Source organism: Flavobacterium sp. 40-81, assembly GCF_001898245.1.
In the GTDB taxonomy this organism is placed as follows: Bacteria; Bacteroidota; Bacteroidia; order Flavobacteriales; family Flavobacteriaceae; genus Flavobacterium; species Flavobacterium inviolabile.
In genome coordinates this window covers 63,858-81,169 of record NZ_MKTM01000028.1, presented here as the reverse complement: position 1 = coordinate 81,169, position 17,312 = coordinate 63,858, and the positions used below count along the sequence as shown (strand labels likewise).

General features: G+C 41.4%; 12 protein-coding genes. 7 read left to right on the top strand and 5 right to left on the bottom strand.

Going from position 1 to position 17,312, the window contains the following annotated elements:
- Positions 1–2: 2 nt before the first annotated feature.
- Both rpsG and rpsL read right to left on the bottom strand, forming a co-directional pair.
- Entirely contained in the window at positions 3–479 is a 477-nt protein-coding gene (gene rpsG, locus BGO42_RS10730; protein WP_177732432.1) for a 30S ribosomal protein S7, read from the bottom strand.
- Between the two features lie 26 nt (positions 480–505).
- A complete protein-coding gene (rpsL, locus tag BGO42_RS10725; protein ID WP_114757561.1) occupies positions 506–886 on the bottom strand; it encodes a 30S ribosomal protein S12 in 381 nt (126 codons plus the stop codon).
- Between the two features lie 180 nt (positions 887–1,066).
- Between rpsL and BGO42_RS10720 the strand changes: the two genes are divergently transcribed.
- The 6 genes from BGO42_RS10720 (at position 1,067) to rlmB (ending at position 13,515) form a co-directional block, all read left to right on the top strand.
- Positions 1,067–2,731, top strand: coding sequence for a BamA/TamA family outer membrane protein (locus tag BGO42_RS10720; RefSeq protein ID WP_273246399.1), 1,665 nt, complete (start codon positions 1,067–1,069; stop codon positions 2,729–2,731).
- Between the two features lie 290 nt (positions 2,732–3,021).
- Positions 3,022–6,252, top strand: coding sequence for a SusC/RagA family TonB-linked outer membrane protein (locus tag BGO42_RS10715; RefSeq protein ID WP_177732426.1), 3,231 nt, complete (start codon positions 3,022–3,024; stop codon positions 6,250–6,252).
- Between the two features lie 3 nt (positions 6,253–6,255).
- On the top strand, positions 6,256–7,734 hold the full coding sequence (locus tag BGO42_RS10710; RefSeq protein ID WP_273246400.1) for a SusD/RagB family nutrient-binding outer membrane lipoprotein: 1,479 nt from the start codon (positions 6,256–6,258) through the stop codon (positions 7,732–7,734).
- 387 nt (positions 7,735–8,121) lie between these two features.
- On the top strand, positions 8,122–11,124 hold the full coding sequence (locus BGO42_RS10705) for a TonB-dependent receptor plug domain-containing protein (protein WP_286749260.1): 3,003 nt from the start codon (positions 8,122–8,124) through the stop codon (positions 11,122–11,124).
- Between the two features lie 19 nt (positions 11,125–11,143).
- A complete protein-coding gene (locus tag BGO42_RS10700) occupies positions 11,144–12,700 on the top strand; it encodes a SusD/RagB family nutrient-binding outer membrane lipoprotein (RefSeq protein WP_273246401.1) in 1,557 nt (518 codons plus the stop codon).
- A 77-nt stretch (positions 12,701–12,777) separates the two neighbouring features.
- Positions 12,778–13,515 (top strand): 23S rRNA (guanosine(2251)-2'-O)-methyltransferase RlmB, encoded by a 738-nt coding sequence (rlmB, locus tag BGO42_RS10695; protein WP_273246402.1) that lies wholly within the window; start codon positions 12,778–12,780, stop codon positions 13,513–13,515.
- A 45-nt stretch (positions 13,516–13,560) separates the two neighbouring features.
- Here the strand turns inward: rlmB and BGO42_RS10690 are convergent, their stop codons facing one another.
- Positions 13,561–14,355: a rhomboid family intramembrane serine protease gene (locus tag BGO42_RS10690; RefSeq protein ID WP_177732414.1), complete on the bottom strand. Its 795-nt coding sequence runs from the start codon at positions 14,353–14,355 to the stop codon at positions 13,561–13,563.
- 186 nt (positions 14,356–14,541) lie between these two features.
- On the opposite strand from BGO42_RS10690, the gene BGO42_RS10685 reads away from it, so the two are divergent.
- Positions 14,542–15,819: a replication-associated recombination protein A gene (locus BGO42_RS10685; RefSeq protein ID WP_177732411.1), complete on the top strand. Its 1,278-nt coding sequence runs from the start codon at positions 14,542–14,544 to the stop codon at positions 15,817–15,819.
- Here the strand turns inward: BGO42_RS10685 and BGO42_RS10680 are convergent.
- The gene (locus BGO42_RS10680) at positions 15,816–16,580 is read right to left on the bottom strand and encodes a hypothetical protein (RefSeq protein ID WP_273246403.1); all 765 of its coding nucleotides are present in this window, start codon (positions 16,578–16,580) and stop codon (positions 15,816–15,818) included. The two genes, BGO42_RS10685 and BGO42_RS10680, sit on opposite strands and share 4 nt — an antisense overlap.
- A 32-nt stretch (positions 16,581–16,612) precedes the next feature.
- Positions 16,613–17,302: a YjjG family noncanonical pyrimidine nucleotidase gene (locus BGO42_RS10675; RefSeq protein WP_177732406.1), complete on the bottom strand. Its 690-nt coding sequence runs from the start codon at positions 17,300–17,302 to the stop codon at positions 16,613–16,615.
- Between the last annotated feature and the right edge of the window lie 10 nt (positions 17,303–17,312).

The window sequence follows — 17,312 nt, the reverse complement described above, 5'->3', positions numbered from 1 at the left end:
AATTAAAATCTAAAGTGAGAGAATGCTTTGTTCGCTTCTGCCATTTTGTGAGTATCCATTCTCTTTTTAACAGCAGCACCTTCTTCTTTTGCAGCAGCTAAAATTTCAGAAGCAAGTTTCCCTGCCATAGATTTCTCATTTCTTCTTCTGGCATAAAGAATCATCCATTTCATCGCCATAGAAATTTTTCTATCCGGACGAATTTGCATTGGGATTTGGAATGTAGCTCCACCAACTCTGCGGCTTCTTACTTCTACGTGAGGCATAACATTTGTTAATGCATCTTTCCAGATTTCCAATGAAGATTTTTCTGCATCTTGCTTTTTAGTCTCAACGATCTCTAAAGCATCATAGAATACTTTGAAAGCAGTCGATTTTTTACCGTCCCACATTAAGTTATTCACAAAACGTGTTACTAACTGATCGTTAAATTTCGGATCTGGTAAAAGAGGTCTTTTTTTGGCCTGTCTTTTTCTCATGTCTTTTCTTTAAAAGTTTTTAAAAATTACTTTTTGTCTTTAGGGCGTTTAGCACCATATTTAGATCTTCTTTGAGTTCTACCGTTAACTCCGGCAGTATCCAAAGCACCACGAACGATGTGGTATCTAACACCTGGTAAATCTTTTACCCTTCCGCCTCTAACTAATACTATCGAGTGCTCTTGTAGATTGTGTCCTTCTCCTGGGATGTAAGCATTCACTTCATTACCATTTGTCAAACGTACACGCGCAACTTTACGCATTGCAGAGTTTGGTTTCTTTGGCGTAGTAGTGTAAACACGCGTACAAACCCCTCTTCTTTGAGGACAAGAATCTAAAGCAGCCGATTTACTCTTCTTAGTTATCTGGGCTCTCCCTGTTCTTACTAATTGTTGAATTGTTGGCATAATTTTTTAATAAAATTTCTAACGTTATTAAATTCCCGCTTTTTACGGGGTTGCAAATGTATAAATTAATTTTCAAAAATCAAATCATAAAACATTAATTTTCAACCACATTAATACACAAATAACTCCGGCATACTTTTTTGTAATTTTTACGTTATTTTTACCAAAACAATTTAGTCTTTGAAAAAGCTACTCCTACTTTCATTTTTCATACTCCTCTGCCACTCCGGTAAAGCCCAAAATCTGTACCTGAAAATTGAAGGAGCAGCCATCTCCGAAAACAAAACCATCGACAGCATCGGCTACCAACACAAGCACGCCAATGCCAAATCCATACTGGACGAGAACAACACCTTCGCCACTTCCCTTTTTAAGAAAGGCTACCTGGAAAGCAGACTGCTGGAGCAATCCAAAACAAACGACAGTACTTTTACCTTCACGTATGCTATCGGAAAGAAAACCAGCCTTATACATATATATATAGGTAACATAACCGCCGAAGAAAAAGAACTGCTACATTTCAAAAACGATACGCTGCAGATTCCTTTATCCGAAACAGAAGCCTTTATGAACCAGGGAATACAGACACTCGAAAAAAAAGGATACTCCCTTAGCTCACTTCAATTAACAGACTATAAAAAAATAAATCACGCGTTAACCGCACAGCTGGAAATCCACACAGAAAAAAAGCGCAGCCTGAACGACATCGTCATTGCCGGATACACCAAATTCCCGGAAGGCATCCGCAAAAACATTTTAAAACAAAACCGGAAGAAAACCTTTAATCAGGAAAACCTGAAACTAATCCACAACAGCTTTAATGCACTGCCTTTTGTTAACCAGACAAAATATCCGGAAATCCTTTTCACAAAAGACAGCACCAAAGTTTACGTTTACCTGGAAAAAGCAAAACCCAATCGCTTTGACGGTTTTGTAGGCTTTTCCAATGACGACAACGGTGCTGTAAAATTTAACGGTTACCTTGACCTGCTGCTGAACAACATCCTGAACTCCGGAGAGAAATTCAACCTGTACTGGAAAAACGACGGAAAAGAACAAACCACCTTCAATCTGGGCGCAGAAATCCCGTACCTCTTTAAAAGTCCGCTGGGGATCAAAGGGAATTTAAAAATATTCAAACAGGACAGCACCTTTCAAAACACCTCAACCGACATCAATCTCGGTTATTACTTTAATTACAACTCAAAAGTATTCCTTGGCTACCAGGAAACCGAATCTGTAGACATTCAAAAAGCAAATTCCAGCACACTGAGCAACTACAACAATTCCTTTATTACCAGCTCCTACGAATACTACGCCTATAACCCGGACGATTTCCTTTTCCCGGAAAGAACCAGCCTACTGTTAAAAGGCGGTATCGGCTCCCGGAAATCAAAAATAGAAAGCAACGATCAGTATTTTTTCCAGATCAATGCCGCCCACAACATTTACCTCAACAGGAGAAACATCTTTAACCTGCGGAATCAGACTTTTTACCTGCAAAGCAACAACTACATCATTAATGAATTATACCGCTTCGGAGGAATCAACTCCATCCGCGGATTTAACGAAAACAGCCTGCAGGCCAATTTATACTCCGGACTACTCATCGAGTACCGCTACGTACTGGCTTCCAACATTTACGTTCATTCCATTACCGACTTCGCCTATTTCCAGGACAAGACCTCCAATTTAAAAGACAACTTACTCGGTCTTGGTTTCGGCTTCGGACTGCTAACCAAAAACGGACTCTTCAATATCGTTTATGCTAACGGAAGTACAAAAAACCAGGAAATAAAACTTTCCAACTCCATTATCCACATCAGTGTCAAAACAAGATTTTAACAACTCTTAAAATTCCCTTCCAAAATTATTACACCAAATCCGTTGCGTTTTTTTTCATCATAACAAAACATCAGTAAAAACACACATTTCATAACAATTAACTACTATTTAACACTTAAATAAAGGGTCGATTATTTTTTATAACCAAATCTAAAAGGAAAGAAAAATCCCTCAAATGTTAAGATTTAAATTATCAGTATTTCATTATTTTAATAAAATATTTGCATTTCACTTGTTTTTTTAAGAGATTTTTAAGAAATTTGATCGCATAACCGTAATTAGAACTACAAATGAGAGCAAAATTCAAAGCTTTTTTAACACTTGTATTGGTGTTACTTGTGCAAAATCTCTTTGCCCAAGAAAGAACAGTTTCCGGTAAAGTAACAGATGTAAGTGGCTTACCGCTACCTGGTGTTAGTGTCATTGTAAAAGGCACCACAAATGGAACACAAACTGATTTTGATGGCAACTATAAAATAAAAGTAAGCCCTACAGCAGTTTTGGTTTATTCATTTATTGGGATGAAGACCCAAGAAATCAGGGCAGCATCTACAGTTATGAATGTAAAATTAGATGAAGAAGCAAAAGTATTAGAAGGTGTGGTAGTAACCGCTTTAGGGATTACCCGGGATAAAAAATCTTTAGGATATTCCTCTCAAAAAGTAGAAGGAAGCCAGATAAACTCCTCACCAACCACAAATTTCGTAAACAATCTTGCCGGTAAAGTAGCCGGACTGGATGTAAAAACCAACTCCAACTTTGGAGGATCCACAAACATTGTACTGCGTGGATCGAAATCCATAACCGGTAACAACCAGGCATTAATAGTCGTAGACGGTATTCCGATCAGTAATGCCAACCTGAACACTAAAGATGCCGTAAACGGAAGAGACGGTTATGACTTTGGTAATGCTGCAGCCGATATTGACCCGAACAATATCGAGTCGATAAACGTATTGAAAGGAGCTGCTGCTACAGCGCTATACGGAAGTTTAGCCCAACAGGGAGCGATCATGATTACCACTAAAAAAGGAAGAAAAAATTCCGATATTGGTATCGCTGTCAGCTCAACAGTATCGGTAGGGTATTATGACAAATCCACATTCCCGAAATACCAGAAAGAATACGGACAGGGATATGCCGGAGAAGACAGTATCTATTCGGCTGATGTAGACGGAGACGGGATTCCTGATTTAGTAGCCTCAACCGGTGATGATGCCTCCTATGGTAATGCGTTCAATCCTTCCTTAATGGTGTATAACTGGAATGCATTCGTACCCGGTAATCCACACTACGGACAGGCAACCCCATGGGTAGCGGCACAGAACGATCCGGGCACTTTCTTCCAGAATTCAACCTCCTATGTGAACAACGTTTCCCTGAATGGCGGCGACAGCAACAGTGCTTTCAACCTGAGCTATACCAATAATTCCGAAACCGGGATTATGCCAAACAGTAAATTAATTAAAAACGCTATTAGCGGTAACTACTCCAGAGATCTGAATGACAAAATCAAGATAAACTCTTTTATGACATTCTCCCATCAGAGTGTAACCGGTAGAAACAGCGTTGGATATGGTGATAACCTCTTAACCGGTTTCAGACAATGGTGGCCTGTTAACGTAGATGTACAGGAATTGCGTTCCGAATATTTCAGAACCGGACGTAACGTAACCTGGAACATGATCGACCCGACAAACGGCGACTTAAGACCTAACTTCTGGAACAACCCCTACTTTGAAAGATATGAAAACTATACGACCGATAACAGAAAACGTTTGTTAACCGGAGCCAGTATCAGTTTTGATGTCACCAAAAACTTCAACCTGTTAGGCCGTGTAGGTATTGACTATTCTTATGACAAACAGGAATTAAGAAAAGCAATAGGCAGCCACGCCGAAGAATTTGGAATCTCGCAGGTTACAAACCAGGCAACAGAATCATCAGGATATGTAATGTTCACCCGGGACTTCCTGCAACAAAACTACGACATCATTGGTACCTACGACTTAAGCCTGTCTTCGGACCTGTCTGCAAAAATAATCGGAGGTTTTAACTTTATCCGGGCCGACTCCTACTCTTTTGAAGGAGCAACTGCCGGTGGATTATTAATTCCGGGTATTTACAGCCTTTCCAATTCGAGCGTATTCATTCCGCCGGTGGAATCGACCATTAAATATGAAAAAGCAGGTGTTTACGGACAGGCCAATATCGACTTCAAAAAAATGGTTTACCTGGAAGGTTCATTCCGTCATGACGAATCAACCGCGTTACCAAAATCAAGCCGTGGTTATGACTACTATTCAGCCGGAACCAGTATCATCCTATCAGAAATGATAAAAGCAGACTGGCTTTCGTTTGCAAAACTAAGATTGAACTATGCAAGAGTGGGTAACGACCCGTTATACGGAAGACTTGGTGCCAAACAAAACAACGGTTCCGTTAACAACAACCCGATTTTCGGAAACAGCGACCAGCTGATTGAATTTGAAAAACTAAGACCGGAAATCACCCATTCATGGGAATTAGGTCTGGAAGCTTCCATATTCAAAAACCGATTGAGCCTGGATGCTTCGGTATACAAAACCAATACCAAAGACCAGATTTTCTTTGTTCCGCAATCGCCGGCAACACAATATATCTCCAAACAGATCAACGCCGGGGAATTGGAAAACAAAGGTATCGAGGTTGCTTTAACGGCTACCCCTATCAAAACAAACGACTTCTCATGGCAGATCAATGTGAACTGGTCTAAAAACGTCAACAAACTGTTATCGCTAGATGCCGGAAGAACTAACCTGTTACTGACTACTTTCCAGCGTACTTCCCTGAACGCAACGGTAGGCGAACCATACGGAACCATCAGAGGTACAGACTATGTATATGATGGCAGCGGAAATCCGGTAGTTGGCGATGATGGATTATACCTTCAAAAACAGGATCAGGTATTGGGTAACATCCAACCGGACTGGATTGGCGGTGTGTACAACAAAGTAACCTATAAAGATTTATCATTAAGCTTCCTGATTAACGTTAGAGAAGGCGGTAGCATCTTCTCACTTGACCAGGCATACGGACAGGAAACCGGTTTATATCCGGAAACAGCAGGGCTGAACGATTTAGGAAACCCTGTCAGAAGCCCGTTAAGCCAGGGTGGTGGTATCATCCTTCCGGGTGTAAAAGAAGACGGAACGCCAAATGACATCCGTGTAGACGCGACAGCATCTGCCAATGTTTTCGGAGCAGATTCCACTCCTGAAAAAGCCTATGTTTATGATGCGTCTTTTGTAAAATTAAGAGAAGTTGGTTTAACCTATACCATGCCTGCAAAATTACTGGGTCGTTCTTTTATCAAAGGAGCTTCTTTCAGCCTGCTGGGCAACAACTTATGGATCATTCATAAAAACACTCCATATTCAGACCCGGAAGCCGGATCATCCGGTGGAAACATACAAGGATACCAGTCTGGTGTAATGCCTTCGGTTAAAGTATATTCATTTAATGTAAAATTAAACTTCTAAAAGATGAAAAAGTTATTAATCCCGATACTAGCAATCGCATCATTATTCTTTACAGGATGTGTTAATGATGATATCGACTTTAACGACGACACCAGCAAGACTTATACCGCCAGTGCCGAAGCGTTATTATCGAACTCGCAAAAAGAATTAACCGACCAGATGACAACACCAAGTGTTAACCTGAACGTATTCCGCTATTTTTCGCAATATTGGGCGGCAACCTTATACAGAGCCGAATCCCGATACAATCTTACCAGCAGAAGAATTCCGGACAACCACTGGAGAGTTTTATATACCCGTGTTTTAGGAAACTTAAAAACAGCCAAGGAAGTAGTTGATGCCGAAGCAAAACCGGAAAACATCGATCAGGCCACATGGGATAAAATACAGATCAACAAATCGGCTATTATAGAAATTTTAAATGTGTACACTTACCAGATACTGGTAGACTCCTTTGGAGATGTTCCCTACACGGAAGCCTTACAGCCGGTTAACATTGTTTTACCGAAATATGACGACGACCAGGCAATCTATCTTGATTTGCTTAGCAGGCTGAATGCCGCCACAGCACAATTGGATGCCAACTTTGCTTCTTTCAGCAAAGGCGATTTACTATATAATGGTAACATTGCCAAATGGAAACTGTTTGCCAATTCCCTGAAAGTAAAACTAGCGATCAACATTTCGGATGTAAACAACTCCCTGGCTCAGTCCACCATTGAAAGTGCTTATACAGCCGGTGTGATCACAGCAAATAGCGACAACGCTCTGGTACAGTTCAATTCCTTTTCGCCAAACTACAACCAGATTTTCGGAGAATTGGTTGCCAGCAACAGAAATGACTTTGTTCCCACATCTGTGTTTGTTGATGAGCTGAACACCCTAAACGATCCCAGAAGACCTGTATTTTTCACCCCAATGGCAGACGGAAGCTATGTGGGCGGTGCATACGGATATACCAATACACAACCTTATGAAACGTCTTATTCCCACATAGGGAACGAAATCAAAAAGGCAGATGCCAAAGGAGTGCTATTCGATGCGGCAGAAGTTAACTTCTACTTAGCAGAAGCAGCAGCCAGAGGTTATAACGTGGGCGGTACACCAGATACTTACTATAGTGCGGCCATTACCGCATCATTAAATTACTGGAACATCCCAACCGGCGATATCTCGACCTATCTTGGACAAAGTACGGTAGCCTATGCTACGGCAGCCGGAACCTGGAAAGAAAAAATAGGAAAACAGGCATGGATAGCACTGTATAACAGAGGCTTTGAATCCTGGAACTCCTTCAGAAGATTAGATGCACCCGGGCTTACTGCTCCTCCCAGTGCATTCCCTGTTGCAGAAGGCAAAATACCGGTTAGGCTAACGTACCCTGTTAACGAACAAACCGTTAACGGTAACAGCTACCAGGCGGCAAGTGCTGCTATTGGCGGCGACAAGCTTACCACAAAAGTTTTCTGGGACGTAAATTAAAACTTAGTTCTTTTATTTGAGTTATTTAAAAACCATCACAGCATTTTTGTGATGGTTTTTTTATGTTTATCCCTTATGCATTGATTAAAAAAACAAAAACATACCCCGTTTTATTCCGCTTTGTCACAATACTGCCGCAACAAAACACTCATATCACACTCAACAAACTAACAATCAGTATTTTAAAAACAAAACTACCAATATCCATTTCAATTTTCATTGCTATTTCATCATTTAAATCGAAAATTATCACAATTACAGCAGTAAAATCAATTCTTTAATCCATTATATCCAAAAAAACACAGCTGTGTATATTTGAGTAGCTAAACAACTGACAATCAACAATCATTTTAACTATGTTAGCGATAAAACCATAACATATTTACGATGAAAACACAGTTTAAATTTTATGTCACACTAATCTTTGTATTAGTCCTCCAAAATCTTTTTGCACAGGAACGACTGGTTAGCGGTAAAATTACCGATCTGAATAATTTCCCGATTCCAAGAGCCGGTGTTATGGAAAAAGGAACAACTAACGGTACACAAACCGACATTAACGGGAATTTTTCTATCCGGGTAAGTCCGGTCGCAACATTAGTCATTACGTTTATCGGAATGAAAACGCAGGAAGTCAGGGCGGCCTCCACTACCCTGAACATCACACTGGAAGAAAACACTACAGAACTTCAGGACATTATAGTAACGGCATTAGGCATAAAAAGGGAAAAGAAGGCCATTGGCTATTCGGCTCAGGAAGTAAAAGGTGATGTCATCAATCAGGCCGGACAAACCAATGCCCTCAGTGCGCTATCGGGAAATATTGCCGGAGTTCAGGTAACGGCACCTTCTTCTATGGGCGGCTCGGCACGAATCCTCATCAGGGGTATCGGCTCTGTTACCCAGAACAACCGCCCGCTCATTGTTATTGACGGTATTCCGATGGACAATTCAAACTACAACAGCACAGCAACCCAGAGAGGTGCCGGCGGAAGGGATTACGGTGACGCTTCTGCCGATATCAATCCGGACGACATCGAATCCGTTTCCGTCCTGAAAGGAGGTCCTGCCGCTGCTTTATACGGATCGAGAGCGGCTAACGGGGTAATCATGTACACCACAAAATCCGGTAAAAAAGGCCGGTCGGAAGTATCATTAAAAACAGGATTAACGCTGGAAAGCATTAATATAATGCCGGTACTGCAAAACGAATACGGCGGCGGTTCTTCGACCACCTTACCTACTGCTACCATTAACGGTCAGCTTTATAACTTAGCGGATTATAGTGCCGATGAAAGCTGGGGACCAAGATATGATCCGAACCTGATGTATCTTCCCTGGAATGCATTCGATCCGGAGTTTTCCAACGATTATATGGTCACAAAACCATGGGTCGCCCCCAGAAAAGGGGTCAAATCGTTTTTCAATACCGGTTATACCTCCACAACCAATATTGCGATGAGTCATGCCACCGAAAAAAACAACATCCGGACTTCTTTCAGCAACCAGACTACCGAAGGGATTGTTCCCAATTCCAAGCTGTCTAAAAACACATTTTCTATAAATGGCGGGGCAGAGTTAAACAAACAGCTGCGCTTTGACGGTATGCTAACCTATACCGGAACAAAAGGCTTTAACCGACCCGAGCAGGGATATGGTGACAACTCTGTAGCCCAGAAATTTTTCCAGTGGACACAACACAAACAAACAAACAAACAAACAAACAAACAAACAAACAAACAAACAAACAAACAAACAAACAAACAAACAAACCTTTATGTGGTTGGAAATGTTTACGGCGACCTGTACAACCTTACCACCAGAGAACGGGTTGCCGTTTACTCACAGGCTCAGTCGGGCTATTCACAGGTAGTGCGAAATGTCTCCGAAATGAATTATGAAGGACGCCTTCATTTTGACAAACGCTGGGACAAATTAAGCCTGAACACTTTTGTCGGGGTAAACCGGAGACATTCAAGCTATAGCTCTTTATCCGGAACTACTTCCGGAGGATTGATTATCCCGAACCTGTACAGCCTTTCCAATTCCAGAAACCTTTCCCGTTCTTCCAATTATGATTCACAGGAAAGGGTAAACAGCCTGTATGGCATGGTATCCTTAGGATATGCAGACATGCTGTTTCTTGAAGCGACCAACAGGAAAGACTGGTTTTCAACCGTTAAAAAAGCAGCCAACTACCCTTCTGTAACCGGAAGCTTTATTTTCTCCGAACTGCTAAAAGACACCTCCTGGCTTTCCTATGGAAAGATCCGAAGCGGCTGGGCACGGGTGAGTAATGGTGCTTCGCCTTATGTAATTGCCAATTATTACAACATCGGCACGCCGTTTCAGGACATCCCTTCCTATTCCAATCAGTCAACAGCAAACAATCCCGATTTAGTTCCGGAAATAAAAACCAGCAAAGAAATAGGATTGGAAATGAAACTGCTGAACAACCGGATCGGATTCGACATTTCGCTTTATGAAGACATCACCAAGGATCTGATCACCCCTTTACAGATTACTTCTTCCACCGGGTTTACATCAAAATATATAAATGCCGGTAAACTGCGCAACCGCGGTATTGAAGCATCAATATACCTTACACCCATAAAAACAAACGACTTTAGCTGGGACATAACCTGGAACTTTTCAAAAAACAACAACAAACTGCTTTCCTTATATGAAGACACCCAATCCTTAACGCTGGTAAATGCCCCTTTCAGTGTTTCATTATTAGCGGTGGTTGGTGAAAAATACGGACAGATATACGGCAACGATTATGCTTATGATGAGAATGGCAACAAAATAATCAACGCAAACGGAACCTATAAAGTTGGCGAACGAAAAGCATTAGGTTCCATAATTCCGGATTACAATATGGGAATCCGAAATGCTTTCCAATACAAAGGCATCAACCTCGGATTTTTAATTGATATTCAAAAAGGAGGAAGCTATTTTTCCACCTCACACATGTGGGGTTCCTATTCCGGGCTTTTAGAAGCCACAGCTGCAAACGGGATTCGCGAAAACGGAATTGTACTGGAAGGTGTCAAGGCAGACGGTTCTCCGAACACCACCGTACTTTCCGGGTATAACTGGGCAAGAGCACACTATAATGGTGTAGATGCCCAAAACGTCTTCGATGCCGGTTACATCAAATTAAGAGAAGCCACTCTGGGGTACAGCCTGCCTAAAAAATTCCTTGGAAAGAAAATAAACAGTGTCACTTTTGCGGCTTTTGCAAGAAACCTGTTTGCCTGGAACTTAGCCTGGAGAGGAATGGATCCTGAAAATACCAGTTACGGAAGCGGTAACATTCAGGGTATCGAAGGAGGTTCATTACCCTCAACCAGAACCTACGGTATGAACATAGAAATTAAGATCTAACCTTTTCAAATTAAACATCATGAATAAATTAATACTATTACTCACACTTCTCACCTTTACCGGTTGTACAGACCGATTTGACGAGATTAACACCAACCCGAACAATCCCACGAATGTTACTACTCCCGGTTTGTTTAACAGCGCTACCCGGAATATTGTTGATGTCAACATGAGAGGATCGTTTGGTTCTGCCCGGATGACCTTACCCTGGGTACAATATTCTGCGCAGCGGAATTATACCGAGGAAGACCGTTTTCAATTCAGGGAAACCACCAACACCTCTTTGTTTAACAGCTACTATTTACAGGCGAAAAATTTCAAATCGGTACTTGAACTCAATACCGATCCCGCTACGGCTTCCGGAATGTCTGTTTATGGCAATACCAACAATCAGATAGCTGCCGCCCGGATCATGCTCGCGTATATCTTTCACAATCTCGTGGATACTTACGGCGACATTCCCTATTATTCTTTTGGGAGTGACGATCCCGATTTCCAGGCTTTGGACATTAATAACCTCACGCCGAAATTTGCCTCACAGCAAAAAATCTATGCCGATTTGCTAAAAGAACTAAAGGAGGCTGTAGCGATGATTGACCTTACCGACAATGTTTTTTACAACAACCAGGATAACTTTTTTGGTACCGCTGTAAAGCTGAAACGCTTTGGAAATTCCCTGCGCTTACGAATCGCCAACCGGGTAAAAAACGTTATCCCATCGGCAAATGCCCATATTCAGGAAGCCATTGCTTCCGGAGTAATGCTCTCTGCCAATGACAATATAGGTGTCCGGTTCGAAGCCAATTCTGTAAACCCGGCACCCACCTACCGTGCTTTTTTTGTAGACAACAGAACCGATTATACCGTTTCCAAAACCTTTACCGATCTTTTAAAAGGACAGATCGGCCCTTTTAGCACCGACCCGAGATTACAAAAAATACTGGCACCGAGAGGTACTTCAAAAATCAATTCGCTAAACAATAATTATACGGAAACCAGCGACCTGAGCAAATACCAGGGAATGCCATACGGAATCACTTCCGGCCAGACAAACAGCCAGGTTAGCGGTGTCTGTCATTACAGTTACAGCATTTTCAGACCGGATTATACCGAGTACCTAATGGAATATGCCGAAGTTGAATTCCTGTTATCCGAAGTGAACGGCTGGAACCAGAGCCACTACGAAAAAGGCATTCGGGCCTCGATGGCAAAATGGAATGTTACGCAAACAGCCATCGATGCCTATATTGCAGCACTTCCGGCAGCAACCCAGGAAACGGTACTGACACAAAAATATATCGCCCTGTTTATGCAGCCTTATGAAACCTGGGCAGAATGGCGAAGAACCGGTTTTCCGAACATCCTGATCCAGCCGGGCGGAACCGGCACGCTCATCAATCCTATCAACGGATCTTACACCTATATCTTTACACCTCTGAAACAATTAACAGAAATGCCTTCAAGGCTCACCTATCCGGTAAACCAGAAAGATCTCAACCCGGCAAAATACCTTGAAGCTTCCCAAAACATCGGAGGAGACAAATTAGACACGAAGTTAATCTGGGATACAAATTAACTTAACCCGCTGTCTTTTATTTGAGTTATTTAAAAACCATCACAGTATTTTTGTGATGGTTTTTTTATCTTTGCCCCATGGAAAAAGAACATCAGATATTCGGAATCAGGGCAATCATTGAAGCCGTACATGCAGGAAAAGAGATTGACAAGGTTTTTATTCAAAAAGATGCGCAAGGTGATTTGATGCAGGAATTGATGAAAACACTTAAGAAAAACAACATTAATTTTTCTTATGTCCCGGTAGAAAAACTAAACCGCTTAACCCACAATAACCACCAGGGAGCGGTGGCAAGTATTGCTCCTATTTCTTTTTACACTTTGGAAAACCTGGTTGAATCAGTAATTGAAAGTGGTAAAAAACCATTATTCTTAATTTTGGACCAGCTATCGGATGCCCGAAATTTCGGAGCGATTATCCGTACGGCAGAATGTACCGGTGTGGATGGTATTATTGTTCAGAAACAAGGTTCGGCTCCGGTAAACGGTGATACGGTTAAAACATCGGCTGGTGCCGTTTTTAACGTGCCTATCTGTAAAGTAGACCATATTAAAGATGCGATCTTCTATTTACAGGGTTCCGGTATTAAAACCATAGCGGCTACCGAAAAAACAGAGCACAACATTTATGACATTAGCCTGAATGAGCCCCTTGCCATTATCATGGGTAGTGAGGACCGTGGTGTGAATCCTTCAGTTTTAAAAATTGTAGACGAGAAAGCCAAACTGCCAATGTTCGGAACCATTTCCTCTTTAAATGTATCCGTTGCCTGCGGTGCCTTTTTATACGAAACCGTACGTCAGAGAAATTTATAAAAACATATATAACACAAAAAAAGGATTGGGTACCCAATCCTTTTTTTATTCCTTATTTTCTCCTGTACTTTCCTCATTGCTTCGGTAAATGATCCGGTAATACACCGGCATACTCGGAGTGGCATAATGCCCCGGGCTTTCATCGGCAGGTTCTATCGCTGTTTCCTCCTCTTTCGGCAGGTTTACAAAATTGCCGTTTTCATCAAAATGCTTCATAAACGGATCGGTTGAAGGATCAAAATCTGGCCGCTCCCAATCGTACCGAATAGACTTTTGATATTCCGGTGTTTTCATGAAAAAGGACAGCAGGTAACCTGTAATAAAACCAGCTAAATGCCCTTCCCAGGAAATATTCTGTTCGGCACTCGGGAAAACATACCAGATCATTCCGCCATACAGTACAATGATGGTAAGCGATAACGCCACCAGGCGGTAATACTTTGTTTGTATTCCTTTAAAGAACATAAAACTTACCAGTACATAAATCAGTCCGCTGGCACCAATATGGTAGCTCTCCCGCCCGATCAGCCAGGTTCCGAATCCGGAAAGCAGGATACCGTAAACCATCACTTCCAATGCCTGCTTTCTGTAAAAATAACGCAGGGAAGCGATCAGCATTAACAGCGGAATGGAGTTATTGTATAAATGTTTGAGATCGCCATGCAGGAAAGGGCTAAAGAGCACGCCTTTCAAACCGGATAAGGTTCTGGGATAAATACCATATTCCGAAAGGCTTATTTTGAATTTCACCTCAACCCAGAAAACCAGCCATAAACTCAGGACGAAATATAACGGCCAGGCAATTACAGAAGGTGAAAATTTAAAGTCAATATCTTTCATGTATTCTTTTTTTCTACACAAACACCAACAAAAACATAACCAAAAGTTTTTTAATGCTTTTTTGTCAGTTCATTCTTTACAAGCAGTTGTTAAAAAAACTTTCCGCACCGCATTTCCGACAAAACACATCACTATTAAGCCCGGTATTCCCGCCTTATAAAAAAATCTTTTTTGTAATTTTACATCATGGAAGCACCTTTAGCAGAACGTATACGTCCACAGCATTTATCCGAATATATCAGTCAGTCGCATTTAGTAGGACCACAAGGTTCCTTAACCCTTCAGATTTCCCGCGGGATCATTCCATCCCTTATTTTGTGGGGACCGCCGGGTACCGGAAAAACAACTCTGGCACAAATCATGGCACAGGAAAGCAAACGTCCTTTCTATGTTTTGAGTGCTATTAATTCGGGAGTAAAAGACGTGCGTGAAGTGATCGACAAGGCAAAACAAAGCGGCGGTTTGTTTACGGCTAAAAACCCTATTTTATTTATTGATGAGATCCACCGTTTCAGCAAATCGCAGCAGGATTCCTTACTAGCAGCTGTCGAAAAAGGCTGGGTAACGCTCATTGGGGCAACTACCGAAAATCCGAGTTTTGAAGTTATTCCCGCTTTATTGTCAAGATGTCAGGTTTATATCTTAAATGCGTTTTCCAAAGAAGATCTGGAAGCATTATTGCACCGCGCGATAGCACAGGACACTATCTTAAAAGCCAAAAACATCTCGCTGAAAGAAACCGAAGCCCTGCTAAGACTTTCCGGCGGTGACGGAAGAAAACTTTTAAATATTTTCGAATTGGTGATCAATGCATCCGAAGGCGATACGATTGAGATTACAAACGACAAGGTAATGCAGCTGGTTCAGAAAAACACCGTTTTGTATGACAAAACCGGCGAACAGCATTATGATATTGTTTCTGCTTTTATAAAATCCATCCGCGGCAGCGACCCTAATGGTGCCGTATATTGGTTAGCCCGTATGATTGAAGGTGGTGAAGACGTGAAGTTCATTGCCCGCCGTTTGCTTATTTTAGCTTCGGAAGATATTGGAAATGCCAATCCTACCGCATTAATCATGGCCAACAATACCTTTCAGGCGGTAACCACTATCGGTTATCCCGAAAGCCGGATACTGTTAAGCCAGTGTGCTATTTACTTGGCTACATCGCCTAAGAGTAATGCCAGCTATATGGCTATTGGAAAAGCGCAGCAATTCGTGAAACAAACCGGCGATTTACCGGTACCGATCCACTTGCGGAATGCGCCGACCAGGTTAATGAAGGAACTTGGTTATGGGGAAGAGTATAAATATGCTCATGATTATGCCAACAATTTTGTAGATCAGGAATTTCTGCCTGAAGACCTTCAAAATACCATATTCTATGAACCGGGAAATAACTCCCGTGAAAATTCGACCCGGGAGTTTTTAAAGAATCGCTGGAAAGACAAATACAACTATTAGAATTTGATATCCATTTTTTCGGATAACAATTTCTCATTTTGGTAGTATTCAAAATACCACGCGTTATTTCTTTTAATCAGAACACCCTGAATGGCATCTTTTTTAGCGATGAACATATCGGCATTTCCGGTTTTTAAAAGTTTCATTACAATCTTCGGAGTGCTATCAACAAGCTGGTAGCCTTCGGCAATAGGCTGAGCATAAAGCGCACCTGAAAAAATTACCGTTTTTGTAGCCACAGGTGTTGTTGTTTCAACAGCTTTTACCGTTTCGACAGCTTTAGGCGCGGCCTCTTCTTTTACAACAGCCACTTCTTCCTCTTGGTTTGTTGCAGGTTTAGCCATTGCCAATCCTTCGTCTATTGACTTGCCAACAATACGGAAAGCCTGGATATAGGCTTTATCAAGCTCTTTCAGCCTGCTTGTTCCCTCTTCCGAAAAAAAGACGGTCTGGTTTTTACAATCTTTCAGCTCGATCTTTATTTTCGTAGAAAAAAGCGTGTTATCCTCTAACATGTCCGCACTTAAAGCTTTGCAGCGGTTTTTCGCCAGATCATCAGGCAGTATATCGGTATCATACAACACCACATAACCTTTCTTTTCGAAAACCATTTTGGTCAACGCATTCAGGTTGTATTTATTGGCATCTTTCAGAAAAGAAAATTTAGCCGGTACAATTACATATTTATATTCTGTTAGCTTTTGCGAGAATCCTGTAATCGACAACAGCAGCAACGTCAGTAAAATAAAGGTCTTTTTCATTTGTATTCGTTTAGTATAACTTTTGTTTTTGATTAGAGCATGTTTTTAAGCTCCAGTAAATGCCCGACCTGCGGTACGGTATTCTGAATTTCCATATTACCGTCACTAAAAAAGATAGCATCCAGTCCTACGCTGAGCGCCCCTTCAATATCGGCTTCAAAGCTGTCGCCAATCATAATGCTTTTATGTTTTTCCGTACGGGCAAGATCCAAAGCATATTCAAATATTTTCGGATTCGGTTTTTTAACACCTGCATTTTCCGAGTTGGTAATCGTTACAAAATAATGTTCAATATTGGCATTCCGCAATTTTCCCTGCTGCACCTCATGAAAACCGTTTGTAATAATATGCAGATTATATTTCGCTTTCAGATAGTCTAAAATCTCGATGGCTCCATCAAAAAGGTAATTGAACTGCGGCAGGTACAGGATGTATTCCTGTGCCAGGAAATTGATATTCTCATCATCAATCTGAAAAGCCAACAAATCGAATACCTCTTTAAACCTGTTGTAACGCAGATCCTTCTGGCTGATCTTTTCTTCACGGTATAATTTCCAGTATTTTGTATTAACCGGAACATAATGTTTCAGAAAGTCATCCAGCGGAATTTTAATTTCATGTTTTTCAAAAATAGCCTGAAAAGCCAATGCTGAATTTTTCTCAAAATCCCAAAGTGTATGGTCAAGATCAAAAAAAATATCCGTTTTATCTGTAAATCTCATTTAATAATCT